Origin of the sequence: Aedoeadaptatus acetigenes, from assembly GCF_025566985.1 — a bacterium.
GTDB classification, from domain to species: domain Bacteria; phylum Bacillota; class Clostridia; order Tissierellales; family Peptoniphilaceae; genus Aedoeadaptatus; species Aedoeadaptatus acetigenes.
Map to the genome: position 1 here is coordinate 1 of NZ_JAOQJD010000010.1, position 14,944 is coordinate 14,944.

At 50.0% G+C, this 14,944-nt stretch carries 17 protein-coding genes; 13 read left to right on the forward strand and 4 right to left on the reverse strand.

Going from position 1 to position 14,944, the window contains the following annotated elements; translation table 11 throughout:
- From OCV31_RS06435 to OCV31_RS06450, 4 genes are all read left to right on the forward strand, one after another.
- The coding region (locus OCV31_RS06435; RefSeq protein WP_148473590.1) for a Cna B-type domain-containing protein at positions 1-2,641 on the forward strand (2,641 nt) is incomplete at its 5' end.
- Positions 2,631-3,296, forward strand: a complete 666-nt coding sequence (locus OCV31_RS06440; protein ID WP_148473592.1) for a class C sortase — start codon at positions 2,631-2,633, stop codon at positions 3,294-3,296. The genes OCV31_RS06435 and OCV31_RS06440, both read left to right, overlap by 11 nt.
- 83 nt (positions 3,297-3,379) lie before the next feature.
- On the forward strand, positions 3,380-3,823 hold the full coding sequence (locus tag OCV31_RS06445; RefSeq protein WP_267303848.1) for a helix-turn-helix domain-containing protein: 444 nt from the start codon (positions 3,380-3,382) through the stop codon (positions 3,821-3,823).
- Entirely contained in the window at positions 3,736-4,665 is a 930-nt protein-coding gene (locus tag OCV31_RS06450; protein ID WP_267303855.1) for an IS3 family transposase, read from the forward strand. Before OCV31_RS06445 ends, OCV31_RS06450 begins: the two co-directional genes overlap by 88 nt.
- An 86-nt stretch (positions 4,666-4,751) precedes the next feature.
- Here OCV31_RS06450 and OCV31_RS06455 read toward each other — a convergent pair whose 3' ends face one another.
- Both OCV31_RS06455 and rbr read right to left on the reverse strand, forming a co-directional pair.
- Complete coding sequence (locus OCV31_RS06455) at positions 4,752-5,051, reverse strand: DUF4298 domain-containing protein (RefSeq protein ID WP_148473594.1); 300 nt, start codon at positions 5,049-5,051, stop codon at positions 4,752-4,754.
- Between the two features lie 62 nt (positions 5,052-5,113).
- Positions 5,114-5,698: a rubrerythrin gene (rbr, locus tag OCV31_RS06460; RefSeq protein WP_148473596.1), complete on the reverse strand. Its 585-nt coding sequence runs from the start codon at positions 5,696-5,698 to the stop codon at positions 5,114-5,116.
- A gap of 130 nt (positions 5,699-5,828) precedes the next feature.
- Between rbr and OCV31_RS06465 the strand changes: the two genes are divergently transcribed.
- From OCV31_RS06465 to OCV31_RS06505, 9 genes are read left to right on the forward strand one after another with little or no spacing between them, the layout of a single operon-like run.
- Positions 5,829-6,947, forward strand: a complete 1,119-nt coding sequence (locus tag OCV31_RS06465) for a pyridoxal-phosphate-dependent aminotransferase family protein (RefSeq protein WP_148473598.1) — start codon at positions 5,829-5,831, stop codon at positions 6,945-6,947.
- Positions 6,948-6,980: 33 nt separating this feature from the next.
- A complete protein-coding gene (tmk, locus tag OCV31_RS06470) occupies positions 6,981-7,595 on the forward strand; it encodes a dTMP kinase (protein WP_148473600.1) in 615 nt (204 codons plus the stop codon).
- A gap of 1 nt (position 7,596) precedes the next feature.
- Positions 7,597-7,920, forward strand: coding sequence for a cyclic-di-AMP receptor (locus OCV31_RS06475; protein WP_108832022.1), 324 nt, complete (start codon positions 7,597-7,599; stop codon positions 7,918-7,920).
- Positions 7,921-7,932: 12 nt separating this feature from the next.
- Positions 7,933-8,208, forward strand: a complete 276-nt coding sequence (locus OCV31_RS06480; RefSeq protein WP_148473602.1) for a cyclic-di-AMP receptor — start codon at positions 7,933-7,935, stop codon at positions 8,206-8,208.
- Positions 8,205-9,044, forward strand: a complete 840-nt coding sequence (locus tag OCV31_RS06485; RefSeq protein ID WP_148473604.1) for a DNA polymerase III subunit — start codon at positions 8,205-8,207, stop codon at positions 9,042-9,044. The genes OCV31_RS06480 and OCV31_RS06485 overlap by 4 nt, the downstream gene beginning before the upstream one ends.
- Complete coding sequence (locus OCV31_RS06490) at positions 9,041-9,907, forward strand: PSP1 domain-containing protein (protein WP_148473606.1); 867 nt, start codon at positions 9,041-9,043, stop codon at positions 9,905-9,907. Before OCV31_RS06485 ends, OCV31_RS06490 begins: the two co-directional genes overlap by 4 nt.
- On the forward strand, positions 9,879-11,825 hold the full coding sequence (locus tag OCV31_RS06495; RefSeq protein ID WP_148473608.1) for an alpha/beta hydrolase: 1,947 nt from the start codon (positions 9,879-9,881) through the stop codon (positions 11,823-11,825). Before OCV31_RS06490 ends, OCV31_RS06495 begins: the two co-directional genes overlap by 29 nt.
- Before the next feature lie 53 nt (positions 11,826-11,878).
- Complete coding sequence (locus OCV31_RS06500; RefSeq protein WP_148473610.1) at positions 11,879-12,142, forward strand: hypothetical protein; 264 nt, start codon at positions 11,879-11,881, stop codon at positions 12,140-12,142.
- A gap of 22 nt (positions 12,143-12,164) precedes the next feature.
- Positions 12,165-12,647: a ferritin gene (locus OCV31_RS06505; RefSeq protein WP_148473612.1), complete on the forward strand. Its 483-nt coding sequence runs from the start codon at positions 12,165-12,167 to the stop codon at positions 12,645-12,647.
- A 75-nt stretch (positions 12,648-12,722) separates the two neighbouring features.
- Here the strand turns inward: OCV31_RS06505 and OCV31_RS06510 are convergent, their stop codons facing one another.
- On the reverse strand, positions 12,723-13,682 hold the full coding sequence (locus tag OCV31_RS06510) for a helix-turn-helix domain-containing protein (RefSeq protein WP_267303849.1): 960 nt from the start codon (positions 13,680-13,682) through the stop codon (positions 12,723-12,725).
- Positions 13,683-13,814: 132 nt separating this feature from the next.
- Positions 13,815-14,900 (reverse strand): pyridoxal phosphate-dependent aminotransferase, encoded by a 1,086-nt coding sequence (locus tag OCV31_RS06515; RefSeq protein ID WP_148473616.1) that lies wholly within the window; start codon positions 14,898-14,900, stop codon positions 13,815-13,817.
- Between the last annotated feature and the right edge of the window lie 44 nt (positions 14,901-14,944).

The following is a 14,944-nucleotide window of genomic DNA, read 5'->3' on the forward strand; positions in this document are numbered from 1 at the left end:
TTTTGCGAACAGCTATGACAAGTTAGATAGAAACAACAAGAACTATTTTGAAGACGACGGCGAATATGAAGAATTATTCAAAGAAGCCGTAGGTGAGACTTGGTTTGAATATATTGGACAAAGCAATAACTATAGTTCACGTGACAATATTAGATTAAATTTATTATCTAGCTATTACAATAAAATCAAATCACCAACTCCATGGACACCAATAACACCATCAAAGACAGACGTTAAAGTAAAAAAAGCTTGGGAAGATAAAGATGGGAAAGAAATAGCAGCCCCAGTAGAAGAAATTGAAGTAGAACTCTACAAAGATGGAAATGCCACAGGTGAAAAGAAAAAACTAAACAAAGCTAACAATTGGAAAGCAGAATTTAAAGATTTGGACGTAGTAGAAAAGACAGATTCAGAAAAGGCCTACGAATATACAGTAAAAGAAGTTGGCGAAAAAGACGGAAGCATTACCATAGGGGACAGTAAATACAAAGTAAGCTATAACGGAAGCATGGAAGAAGGCTTTAAAGTAACAAATAAGTTAGAGGAAAAATCAAGCCCATGGACACCAATAACACCATCAAAGACAGACGTTAAAGTAAAAAAAGCTTGGGAAGATAAAGATGGAAAAGAAATAGCAGCCCCAGTAGAAAAAATAGAAGTAGAACTCTACAAAGATGGAAAAGCTACAGGCAAAAATCTAGAACTAAACAAAGCCAACAAGTGGAGTGGAGAATTCAAAGACTTAGATGTATTGGAAAAAGTAGACTCAGAAAAAGCCTACGAATACACAGTAAAAGAAGTCGGAGAAGAAAAAGGCAAAGTAGTTATAGGAAACAATAAATACGAAGTAAAATATAGCGGAAGTATGAAAGATGGATTCACTATAACTAACGAAGAAGAGCCAACAATCCCTCCAACACCACTAGATCCACCAAAGGAAGACATCAAGGTTGAAAAGATTTGGCAAGACAAAGGCGGAAAAGAAATATCCGCACCAGTAGACAAAATCGAAGTAGAACTCTACAGAGACGGAAAATCTACAGGCAAAAAGCTAGAACTAAACAAAGCCAATAATTGGAGTGGGGAATTTAAAGACTTAGACGTAGTAGAAAAATTAGACTCAGAAAAAGCCTACGAATACTCAGTCAAAGAAGTTGGGGAAGAAAAAGGCAAAGTGGCTATAGGAAACAATAAATACGAAGTAAAATATAGCGGAAGTATGAAAGATGGATTCACTATAACTAACGAAGAAGAACCAACAATCCCTCCAACACCACTTGATCCACCAAAGGAAGACATTAAGGTTGAAAAGATTTGGCAAGACAAAGACGGAAAAGAAATATCCGCACCAGTAGACAAAATCGAAGTAGAACTCTACAGAGACGAAAAATCTACAGGCAAAAAGCTAGAACTAAACAAAGCCAATAATTGGAGTGGAGAATTTAAAGACTTAGACGTAGTAGAAAAATTAGACTCAGAAAAAGCCTACGAATACTCAGTCAAAGAAGTTGGGGAAGAAAAAGGTAAAGTAGTTATAGGAAATAATAAATACGAAGTAAAATATAGCGGAAGTATGAAAGATGGATTCACTATAACTAACGAAGAAGAGCCAACAATCCCTCCAACACCACTAGATCCACCAAAGGAAGACATCAAGGTTGAAAAGATTTGGCAAGACAAAGACGGAAAAGAAATATCCGCACCAGTAGACAAAATCGAAGTAGAACTCTACAGAGACGGAAAATCTACAGGCAAAAAGCTAGAACTAAACAAAGCCAATAATTGGAGTGGAGAATTTAAAGACTTAGACGTAGTAGAAAAAGTAGATTCAAAAGAGGCCTTTAAATACTCAGTAAAAGAAGTCGGAGAAGAAACTGGATCAATTAAGCTGAATGGGCATTGGTACAAAGTAAATTACAGTGGGTCTATGAAAGATGGCTTTACAGTAACAAATAAAGAAGAGCCTAAAACACCGCCTACACCACCAACACCATCTGAACCAGATACTATAACTATTAAAGTTAAGAAAGACTGGACTTTATATGGAAATAAACCAGTAGACAAAATCGTGGTTGAACTATATAGAGATGGAAAAGCTACAGGGAAAATTCTTGAGTTAAATAAAGATAATAATTGGAGTGGAGAATTCAAGAACTTAGATGTTAAGAAAGGTGCAAATTCAACGCATGACTACCACTATACGATAAAAGAAATTGGCGAATCTGGAAATACAATAAAACTAGATGGAAGATGGTTTGATGTCAATTATCTTGGCAATATGAAAGATGGTTTTACAATTGTAAATAAAGAAGAAAAACCAAAAGAGCCAGGTAAGCCAGAAGAACCAAGTACACCAAATAAACCTAATGACCCACAGGAACCAAATAAACCTAATCACCCACAAGAACCAAATAAGCCTGAAACTCCAAAAGAGCCAGAAAAGCCAAATAACCCTGGAACACCAGTTAAACCAAATATTCCTAAGACTCCTTTACCAGGTAAGCCTCTACCTAAAACAGGAAACGGATTAAATCCATCAACCTATGCTTGGATTTTACTAGGACTTGGTAATCTTTCTACTTTTGCTGGAATTCAAAGAAAAAAGAGAATAAAATCAAGAAGAAAGAAAAATGTCAAATAAGCAAAAAAAAGATCATCTAAGTAAATTTCTTCTTGCAGTCGGGTTAATATTCATTGTTTTTTCTATTGCTTTTCTATTCCTAAACCATAAGAGGATAGAATTAAAGAAAGAAGAATCTATTAATCTGGAAAAACAAATAAAACAAGAATTACCTCCTTTTGAAAATTACGAACAGGAGAATAAACCTGAAGAGATAGAACAAAATGTTGCATCAAAAGACTCTATAAAAGATACAGCTATAGGCGTTCTTAGGATTGATAAGATAGGAGTAATTACCCCTATTAGTGACAATACAAGTGAACAATCTTTATTAGAAGGTTCAGGTATTGTTGAAGATACAGATATACCGACTTCAGAGGAAAATACTATAACTGTTCTTGCGGGACACAGAGGAGGGATAAACGAAACGCAATCTTTTTTAAACATTGATAAGTTGGAAAAAGGTGATGAGCTAAAAATTACTACTAGGGAAGAAGAACTCTATTACAAAGTAGTTGATAAAGAAGTGATTGAACCTACAGACTGGAGTAAATTTACACGAGAAGAAGGAAAGACGAAACTCTTTTTAATGGCGTGTCACCCCTATCCAAAAAACGATAAAAGGCTTTTAGTAAAAGCTGAGCTAATCAAAAATGATGAAAAGATAAACAACTAAATTAGCAATATAAAAAACTATCCATTGAAATGTACTGACCCCCAAAAGTTGGACCAAGAAATCCAACCTTTGGGGGTCTTTTAATGGCAAAATACAGTTATGAGTTGAAGAAGAAAATCGTCGAAGAATACCTGTCCGGGAAGACAAGCTATCCCGTCTTAGAAAATAAGTATCAAATCGGCGAATCGCAGATCAGACGCTGGGTGAACAATTACAAACAATTTGGCGATGAAGGGTTAATGCGCTCTAGAAATAATCGTGAGTACAGTGTAGAGTTTAAGTTAGAAGCCATCACACGCTACGAAACGAGCGACCGCAATCAAGCACCAAATCCTTCAAAGTCGAGTGAAGATCTTGATGCTTCCACACGGGAGGCATTGGAAAATCGCATCAAAGAATTAGAAGCGGAGAACGAAATACTCACCATTCAAAAGATGTTCTGGGAGCAGCTAAGGAGTTTGGCGAGGGAAGAAAAAATGAACAAAAGGCGAGGATCGTCGCCAAACTCCGAGAACAATTCCAACTAAGAAAGATTCTTGCCGCCATCAACTTTCCAAAATCCACCTTTATGTACTGGCAGAAAAAGTGGAGTGAAGAAGATAAGGATCAAGCGTTAAAAGATGAAATCTTGGCCATCCGACACGAACACAAAGACTACGGCTACCGAAGGATCCACCTGGAGCTGAAGAACCGGGGTTGGGCGATCAACAAAAAGAAAGTTCAACGATTGGTTCAGGTCATGGGCCTTCAAGTCCGTGCCTATAGGAGAAAATACAAGAAGTACAACTCCTACAAAGGCATCGTCGGAAAAATCAAGAAAAATCGAATCAATCGACGCTTCAATACCTCCATCCCCTACCAAAAAATTACCACCGACACCACGGAATTCAAATACTACGTCGAAGATAAAGTGGGGAAACTCCAAACAAAGAAACTCTACCTCGATTCGTACATGGACATGTACAATCTGGAAATCATCAGCTACGTCCTCTCCGATCAGCCCAACGGCGTCACCATGCTACAAGGCTTAGAAGAAGCCATCGAACGAACCCGCACCTGCCCCTACCGCCGCACCTTCCACTCCGATCGCGGGTGGGGCTACCAAATGACCGCCTATCAAGCCATGCTGAAAGAACACCACATCTTCCAAAGCATGTCGAGAAAAGGCAACTGCTACGACAACGCACCCATGGAAAACTTCTTCAGCGTCCTGAAAAGAGAAATCTACGACGGATATGTTTACCGAAGTCGGGGAGAACTCGTCCGGACCATCGAGTGCTTTATCCGCTACTACAACAACGATCGAATCAAAGAAAAGTTAGGAGGCCTGAGTCCGAAACAATACCGTGAACGCATGGAATCTGCATAGAAAGAAGAGTATGTAAAACAAAATCGAGCAAGCAAAATGCTTGCTCGATTAAGTCCAACTTTATGGGGTCACTCTAGGCCGCTTTTTCAGTGTTTTTGAAAAATGGAATTGGCCACGCGAATCATTTCCTTGGCCATTTCGTAATTGTCTCCGATTAAATCGTAGACGGCATCTTCCGTGAGCACGCCGCAGTCCACGGTGATCTCGCCCTTGTCGTAGGCGTCCACGTCGTCGAACCAATCCTTGGAGCTGTAATAGGCATCCAGCTTATCGTAGGCGATCTGCGCCTCGTCGAAGGCGGCCAGGGCTTTTTTAAAAGCCTTTACGGCGTCATTGTGTTTGTTTAAAATGGCCTTCATTTCGGCCACCCGTTCGTTTCGATCCATGGCTTCTCCTTTCAAGAAAAAAGCACCGAAGCCGAGGCTCGGTGCTTGGTTTCCGGATTATTTTAATAGGTTTCCACGAAAAGTTCAAACCATTTTTGCGGGTGGAAGCAGGCGGGGCATTTTTCCGGCGCTTCCTTGCCTTCGTGAATGTAGCCGCAGTTGTTGCACTTCCAGAGGACGACTTCGTCGCGCTTAAAGAGCTTGTCTTCCTTTACATTTTCCAAAAGCTTCAGGAAGCGATCCCGGTGAGCTTCTTCCACTTCGGCGATTTCGATCCAGTTGTCGGCGATTTCATCGAAGCCTTCTTCGCGGGCGATTTCCGCAAATTTCGGATACATGTCGGTGGCTTCGCCGTCTTCCCCTTCGGCGGCGTTTTTCAGGTTCAGCTCCGTGCTGCCTAAGGCCACGGGATAGTCCCATTTCACTTCGAGTTCGTCTTCGTTAAAGTCGTCGACTAAGTACTTGAAGAAGCGCTTGCCGTGTTCTTCTTCGTTGCGGGCCGTTTCCAAGAAGATGTTCTTAATTTGAACGGAAGCGTCTTTGTCCGCTTGTTTGGCGTACATGGTGTAGCGCGCCGTAGCTTGAGATTCCCCTGCGAAGGAGATTAACAGATTGTTTGCGGTCTTGGTTCCTTTTAATGACATGATTTCCTCCTATTTCTCATAGAATACGCGATTGCAATCAGTATACCCCAATTTCCACCTACGTTCAACCGCCCCGACCGTGTTATACTGGTAGTAAGAATGAAAAAATAGGAATGAAATAAAGGAGACGATCATGCGAATTTTATGTGCCGGCCCGACCACCCTTTTACCGGAAGTGGAAGCGGCCATGACCGAGGTAGTGACCAATCCGGACTTGGATCCGGCTTACGAAGCCTTTCACAGAAATGTGGAGAAGCGCCTTTCCGCCGTGGTAAAGACCGACCGCCCCACGGTGATTATGTTGGGCGAAGGGATGCTCGCCCTCGAGGCCGCCGTCTGCTCGTTGATGGAGCCGGGCGAGCGGGTGCTGGTCATGAGCAACGGCGTCTTCGGCGGCGGCTTTGCCGATTACGTGAATTTCTTCGGCGGGGAAGCCGTCCTTTACGAAAAGGACCATCGCCGGGGCTTCGATTTGGATGAGTTGAAGGCCTATCTGGAAAAGGATTCTGACTTCGCCATGGCCACCATGGTCCACTGCGAAACTCCCTCGGGCCTCACCAACGACGTAAAGGCCATTTGCAATCTCTTGAAGGACTACGGCATTTTGTCCATCGTGGACTGCGTCTCCTCCTTCGGAGGCGAAGACATCGACTTCGACGCCTACGGCGTGGACATGATGCTTTCCGCCACGCAAAAATGCCTTTCCGCCCCCACGGGCCTTTCCATGATTACCATTTCCGAAGCGGCGGAAGAAAAGATGCGGAGCCGCAAGGAGCCCATCCCGAGCTATTACATGAATGTGCTTAACTACATGAGCGGCCAGGAAGATTTCGCCTTCCCCTACACCATGAGCGAACACTTAACCGGCGCCCTGAACAAGGCTCTGGACCTTTGGGAGACGAAAGACAGCGTCGCCCTGCACAAATCCTACGGCAAGATGACCCGGGCGCTTTTCGAAAAAGAAGGCTTCGAGCTCTACCCGAAGGATTCCTTCGCTAACACGGTCACCGCCGTGTGTTTGCCCGACGGGATTTCCGCCACGGAATTTCTCGCCAAGTGCCGGGACAAGGGCGTGTTTATCTCTAAAGGCGCCGGAAAACTCCACGACCGCATCATTCGCATCGGCCACATGGGGGCCAATATTTCCGAGGAAAACTTCAGCGCTCTCTTCAAGGTGTTGGATGAAGTCTTTGCAAGCTACGGAATCGAAACCCGCTTCACCGAAGGCTTCGACGCCTACGAGCTCGACTGAGCTATGTTATAATAAGGCCAAGGGGGTGTTTCCATGAAAGGATTGTTTGTCGTCATCGAAGGGCCGGACGGCTCGGGAAAATCCACCGTCGCCGAAGGCATTTGCCGTCACTTTAAGGAAAAAGGCGTGGACGTGATCCACACGAGAGAGCCCGGCGGCACGGCCATTTCAGAAGCCGTGCGGGAGATTCTTTTGGATCCGAAAAACGAGGCCATGGATCCGCGCTGCGAGGCGCTGCTTTATGCCGCCGCCCGGGCCCAACACGTGGAGGAAGTGATTCGACCCGCCCTGGCCGAAGGGGCCTTGGTCCTGTCGGAACGCTTCGTCTTCTCGAGCCTGGTCTACCAGGGCCTGTGCCGTCAATTGGGCCTCGCGCCCGTGGAAGCAATCAACGCCTTCGCTACCGACGGCCTCGTCCCCGACATCACCCTGTATCTCGATGTGCCCGAAGGCACGGGCAAGGAACGCATGAAAGATCGCCTCGCCGATCGCCTGGAGTCCGACAAGAAGATCACGGACACGGTGGAGGCCTATTATAGAATCTTGGCTGAGCGGCGCCGAGGAGAACTTTGCTTTATCGACGCGTCCATGGATGCGGAGCAGGTGCTTTCGGCCGCCGTGGAAGCCATCGAAAAGGAGTACCGGTAAAATGAAACTTATATTCGCTATTGTGCAGGATCAGGACGCACCGGGTTTAATCGACGCATTGACCGAAAAGCGCTTCCGCGTAACGAAATTATCTTCTTCCGGAGGCTTCTTAAAAGCGGGCAACACCACCCTTTTAATGGGCGTGGAAGAAAAAGACATGGACGAGCTCTTCGACATTATGGAAGCCAACTGCTCTGTGCGGGAAGAGCCCACATCCATGGTCTCCATGTCCCCCGGGGAATCCTTTATGCCCTATCCCTTAAACGTGCGCGTCGGGGGCGCCACGATCTTTATTCTCGACGTAGCCGAATACAATCGGTATTAAGGGGGCCGCATCATGGATAAAATGGTGTTTGCGATTATCGCCGATCGCTTCGTCGGCGACGTCATCGACGAATTGCTGGAGGCGGAAATTTCCGTCACGGAAATGGCCTCCACCGGCGGCTTCCTGAAAGAGGGAAACACGACGGTGGTCGTCGGCGTCACCAACAGCCAGTACGAAAAATTAAAAGAAATATTTGAACGCATCGTCGGCAAAAAAAGCGGGCGAGACGAAACCCACGCCGGGGCCCACGTCTTCGCCATCGACCTGATTAAGGGCATTCACATTTGACGGCCGATCTCTTACACTCCGGCCTTCACGCCTATATCTTAAAGGGGAGAGGCGAGGCGGCCCTGGAGGCGGCCAGGCATTTGGCCATGGGCTATCTGTGCGCGAGTGATGCGGCGCCTTGCGGCAGCTGCCCCTCCTGCAAGCTCTTTCTTTCGGGAGAAGGTCGGGGAGAAAATCATCCGGACTACGTGGAAATCGCCCCGTCCAAAAAGACGTCCAAGGCGTCCATAAAAAAGGAGCGCATCGAAGAGGTGCTGAAGGCGGCGGCCATGACAGACTACGCCGGCGGAGGCAAGGTCTTCGTCTTCCTGGACTTCGACACCACCACCGTAGAGGGGCAAAACGCCCTTTTAAAAGTGCTGGAAGAGCCGCCGGAGAAGACCCGTTTTCTCCTCTTAAGCGAATCGCCGGAGAAGATTCTTCCCACGGTGCGCTCCCGGGCGGGCTTTTTGGATTTAAAGAGCGAGGAGGCCCTCTACGATCCCGAGCGGCGCCACAAAAGCTATCGCCTCGTGGAAAAAGTATTGTCCCGGCCCGAGGAAGTGTTTTTGGCGCGGGGTTTTTTCGAAGAAGAAAAGGACCATCTGCCCGAGATCTTCGATCACTTTCTCGCCTACTTTCGGGACATGGCCGTTTATTACGAAACCGGCGACGAAAATGCAATTATAAACAAAGATTACCGCGTGCCCATCGCCTGCCAGTCGCAGATCGTGGGGATGCGGGTCTACGACATAATCGATGCTCTCTACCGGGCGCGGCGCTACGTGGAGATGAATGTAAACAAAAGCTTTGCCTTTGAGTGGCTGCTTTTAACGATGGGAGGCCAGTGGATTTGACAGAGACGAGAGATGTAGTCGGCGTGCGATTTAAGCGCCGCGGAAAAATTTATTACTTCGATCCGAAAGACGCCGAGCCTGCCTTAGACGGCGGCGTCATCGTGGAGACCTCCAGGGGCGTGGAATACGGCTACGTGGCCATGGAGCGCAAGGCCATCGAGGCCGAAGATGTCGTGGGCGAGCTGAAGCCCATTGTTCGCATAGCCACGGAAGACGACGACAGGCGCCACCTGTCCAATCGCAATCTGGCCCGGGAGGCCATGGTGGTCTGCGAGGAAAAAATAAAAGAACACGGCTTGAAAATGCGCCTGATCAGCGCGGAATACACCTTCGACAATTCCAAGCTCCTCTTTTACTTCACCGCCGACGGTCGGGTGGATTTCCGCCGCCTGGTTCGCGATTTAGCGGCGATTTTCCGCACCCGCATCGAGCTCAGACAAATCGGCGTTCGCGACGAAGCCAAGCTTTTAGGCGGCATCGGCATTTGCGGCCGGGAATGCTGCTGCGCATCCTTTCTCGGGGATTTTTCCCCCGTATCCATTAACATGGCCAAGGATCAGGGCCTTTCCCTAAATCCCGACGCCATCAGCGGCGTCTGCGGCAGACTCTTGTGCTGCCTCAGGTACGAACAGCCGGGCTACGAGACCAATTTAAAAATCATGCCCCGCGTGGGACGTGTGGTCTACACCGCCGAAGGAAAGGGCGTAGTGGTTTCCACCAACACCTTGCAGGCCTTGGTGAAGGTAAAAATCGAAACCGACGACGGCGTGGAATTTGTCGTGGTCTCCGCCGAAGATCTGGCGAGAAAGCCCTGCCGGGGAAAGGGGTGTGCCCATGAAGGGGATATGGAAGAAGCTGAATAGAGGCAAATTCAACGGCGGGCGATTGGCGTGGCTCGCAGGCTTCTTGGCGCTCTTTTTCCTCGACGAATTCCCCGGTTTCTACTTTCAGACGAAGATTCCCCACGCCGCGGCCGACGTGGCCCTGTGGGGGATCTATTTTTGTGCCCTTCTCGGGATCCTCGCCCTCATAAGAAAATTCGCCTCGGCCATCCTTACTCCGGCGGCGACGGAGCTCATCCTTCTCGGGCTCCTGGCCTATCAGGTGACGGATGTACTCCGCACCACTTCCTTTTTGGGCCCCTCCTCCGATACCTACATCTACGGTGCCACCGCCGCCGTGGTGGCGATCATTTGGCTATTCGCCCTGGGCATGGGGGCGCGGAAGCTCTATCCCATGGCAGCCCTTCTCGGCGGCCTCCTTATGGCGGGGCTCATCTTTGTCTGCGCATGGCCCGGCCCGAAGACCCGCCCGGACGTGGCCCGTGCAGAGAAGACGATTCCCGCCGCCTATAAGGTAGAAAAAATTACTTACGGCCCGAAAAGCGCCTACGACTACGGGGAGGAAAATTACGCCTCCTACCTGCGCCTGCCCAAGGGCCAGGACCGCTGGCGGAAACTGTTTTTCGGCTACACGCCGGCCCACGTGCCCTACGAAGGGGATCTGTACCTGCCCGTGGGCGCAAAAAATGCCCCTCTCCTCGTCTTCGTTCACGGCAATCACAACATGATCGAAGACAACAAAGGGGGCTACGAGTATTTGGGCCGCTACTTGGCGGCGCGGGGCGTGGCCTTTCAATCCGTGGAGCAATCCCATTTTAACGCCTACTTCGGCAAGGGCCTTTCCGGCGAAAACGACGCCCGGGCCCTGAGCCTCTTGGATCACGCCGACAAAATTCTGAACGATCCCCGCTTCAAGGACCGCATCGATCGAGACCGCGTCTTTCTCGGCGGCCACAGCCGCGGCGGCGAGGCGGCGGCCGTGGCGGCATCCTTCGCCGAATTGCCCTACAATCCCGACACCGGCCGAGCCACGAAAGACATCAAGGTGGCCGGCGTCCTGGCCGTGGCCCCCACCGACGGCCAGTACAAGCCCGGGGACCGGCCCGTGGATTTAAATGTGCCCTACTTCCTCGTCACCGGAGCCTGGGATCAAGACGTGTCCTCCCTGGAAGGCATGGATCAATACCTCCGCGCCGGCGCCTGGCGGGGCCAGCTCTTTGTGGACTACGCCAATCACAGCCAATTTAATTCCAACTGGGGCCGCCTGGATCGAGAGGGCCTCGCCGCCCTGGCCCTGGCCACGGGAAACATTTTGGACAAAGCCGATCAAGAGCGCTTCCTTGAAGTGGCGGCCTACGCCTTTATCGAAGACCGGGAAGTATTGAATGACATGAAAGCCTACCTGCCTCAATCGGGCTTTGCCCTCGCCACCCAGCCGAAGAGCCGCGTCCTCGCCGATTTCGAAGAAGACGCGGACCTTACCACCGCCTCAGGCGCCGAGCCGGATATAAAAGGCGCCACCACCTATCAGGAAGGCGCCTTCATTCCCTCCGATCGCGGCGGCACCAATCACGTGGCCCGACTCATCGGCACCTACGCCCTGAACGTAGACGGGGGAGGGGAGGGGGCCTTCGCACTGGACGTGGCGGCAAAAAGCGGCCGCGCCGATATTAAAATCACCTTGATCGACGCCGCCGGCGAAGCCGTACACATTACTCCGAAAAAAGACGCGCTCCACGCCGCCCACGAAACCGGCCTTTTAAAATGGCAGTACGCGGCGAAAAAGTGGGAATACAAGCGGGCACTGGAGACGGTGCGCTTCACGAAAAGCGCCATGGCGAAAGAAAACCCCGCCTTTCATCTCAAGGACCTGAGCCGCGTGGAAATCACCGTGGGGGGCCTTACGGAAATCGACAATATTCGTATCGAAAGCGATTAAAACCGAATCCCTCGGGTATAAGTAATGCGAACAGAGTTCGGGGGGTTACGTTCATGCACGATACACTTTTAATAAAAACAATCAACAGAGATCAAGCCGGTTTGCGGAACGTCTTTTTCCAAATCGGCGATATGGATGCGCACATCGGCGAGCTCATGGACCTATTAAACAAGCCCGACAGCCCCTATGCCGGGCGTTGTCTGTTTCGCTACAACGGCATTCGTCTCAAGTTGGAAGTCGATGAAATCCCCACTGTCCTGGCACTCCTCGTAAAGAAAGGCGTGCCGGTGTATGGCGTTTATGAACCGTACTTTTAGGAGTAAGACTAGGAGGAATACTATGTCCAATGAATTAAGCAAAAAACTGAACGAACAACTTAACTTTGAAATCGAATCGGCCTACATTTACATGGCCATGGCCAACTACATGGACACCCAAGGCATGTCCGGTTTCGACCACTTCTTCGTCCATCAAGCCAAGGAAGAAATGGAACACGCCAAAGAATTCTACGATTTCCTTCAAGAAATGGACTGGGCTCCGGAATACGAAGCCATCGCCAAACCGCCGAAGGAATTCGGTAACTTCACCGACACCTTCCGTGCCGCTTACGAACACGAACAAGAAGTTACGAGTCGCATCAAGGCCATCTACAAAGAAGCCATCGAAGCGGGCTGCTTAGATACCCAAGAATTCCTGAACAAGTTCATCGAAGAACAACGGGAAGAAGAAGACACCTTCCGCTCCATCGTCGAACGTCTGGAACGCATCAACGAATCCTGGAACGGCCTCTACATCTTCGACCACGAATTGGCTCAAAGATAAGCATAAAAATGTCCCTCACCAAGCGGTGGGGGATTTTTTATTGGGAAAATTTACGGGCTGAAGTAGGGAAGCCGGCTAGTCTTCGTCGAAGGCCCGAATGGACTCGGCGATGCTGCGGCAGATGACGTTGACCAGCGCCGCCCCGGGCCAAAGAATCCACGTCCACTGCCACTTGTTCGTGTAAAAGGACAGGGCCAAAAAGATCAAGAGCATCGAAAGGTAGTAGGCCCGTTGAATAGGCGCTGTGCGGCGACGGGCGATTTTTTTGCGGCGGGTATAATCCCCCTGTTCCAAAATCTTATCGAAGCCCGCCTCGATGACCGAAGTGCGCACGATGAAAAAGACGCCGGCCGCCACGATACATAATGTGGTCGCAAAGCCCGTGGTGGTAAAGGCATCGCCTCTTCCCGCCGCCGAGGAAAAGAGCATGGGCGCGGCGGAGAGAATACACAGAATAATCCCGGCGCTCAAGCGGCGGCTGTGAAGAGGAGCGTAGTTCTCCTTGCGTTTTTTTACGACACCGTCCACGCCGTAGGCCGTATCCACGGGTTCGTCGAAGGCCTCGAAATCGTCGGGCATTTTCGGGCCGAAGACCAGAAGAAAGACGCCCACGGCCACCACGGCAAGGGTGGCAATGATGCCCAAGGTGTAGGCGGCGTCGGTATCGGCAATGCCGGCCAGGATAGGCGGAATGGCGGAGAGAATAAACAGGCTCACGGCCAGGGCCACCTTCGGCGCGCGGTCGGCGAGGTAATTCATGTAGGCATCGGCATCTTCCAATGCAACGGACGAGAGGGCTTCTTCCGCCGGCTGATCCGCCCCATCCTCGGAGGGATCCATGGAATCCAAGAGCAAAAAGTCCGTGGACACGTGAAAGTACTTGCTGATTTCGATGATCTTCGCCATTTCGGGCATGGCACCGGCTGCTTCCCACTTCGAAACGGATTGGCGGGACACGCCCAAGGCCTCGGCCAAGGCTTCCTGGGTGAGGCCGGATTTTTTCCTTAGGTAGACGAGCTTTTCAGAAAATAACATGAGACACTCCTTGTAAACATAGTCGGTTCGCTTTCTGAAAAAAGAATACGCCATGAGCCGGTTGCATGCCATACACAGGCCTTGGAATTTTCGCAACCACAGGTTGCAATGGCGAAATCAAGCCGTTTTCGGCTAAGACGTTTTAAAGAAATCGTCGATGGCCTTCACCAGAGCCTCGTTGGATTCCGGATCCAAGAGGCAGAAGCGGAAGAAACGCTCGTCTAAATTCTTAAAATTCGAGCAGTCCCGGATCACCATTTTCTGCGCGAGAAGGGCTTCGCGAAGATCCGCCGCCCCATGACGTCGATCTATTATTTTCACCAAGACGAAATTTCCGTAGGAGGGAAACACCTTCAGGGCGTCGTTGGCCTCCAAAGCGGCGATGACCTTGGCCTTCTCCCGCTGAATCAGGCGAAAGCTTTCCTCGCGAAAAGCCGCATCCTGAAACATGACCCGCCCCATGACATCGGCCATGGCGTTGATCCCCCACATGGAAAGATCCGCGGCAAGGGCCGCATGAAGGGCCTCATCCCCGGTCACGGCGTAGCCCAGGCGAATCCCCGGCGTGGCGAAAAATTTGCTCGTGCCGCGAATCACGATGAGTTTTTCGCGGCTTTTTACCAAAGATACGGCGGAGTAAATGGCGGGATCCGTAAATTCGATGTAGGTTTCATCCACCAACACGTGGGCGGAGGTCTCGTCTAAAATCCGCGCCACGTCCGCCCGGGTTAAAATGGAGCCCGTGGGATTGTTGGGATTGGTGAGCACGTAAAGATCCACGGCCTCCTCGTTGATCCGCGCGATGATTTCGTCCACGTCGATGGAGAAATTTTTGTGGTAGTCCAGGCGGTATTCAAAAATCTCCGCCCCGACCTTTTCCAGCTCCCGGGCGTACTCGCTGTAACAGGGGCTGTTGATCAAGGCCCGGGCGGGCTTCAGAAAGGCGATGGCCTCCTGAATCAGTTGCGACGTGCCGCTTCCCAAGAGCACGGCCGCCTGATCCACCTTCAGGTAATCACCAATGGCCGCCTTCAATTTCCGGTACTCCGGATCCGGGTAGTGACACAGAGCCCGAATGTTTTTCGCCGCCGCCTCCATGGCTTTCGGCGAAGGGCCCAGGGGATTGATGTTCGACGAAAAATCCCGTATGTCTTCCGGGCGGTAGTGGTATTTTGTTTCCAAGGCGTAGAGATCGGCGCCGTGGCGATTCTTTTTCATAGGATCCTTCCTTTCGGACCTATGATATAATGACAAAAACAAAA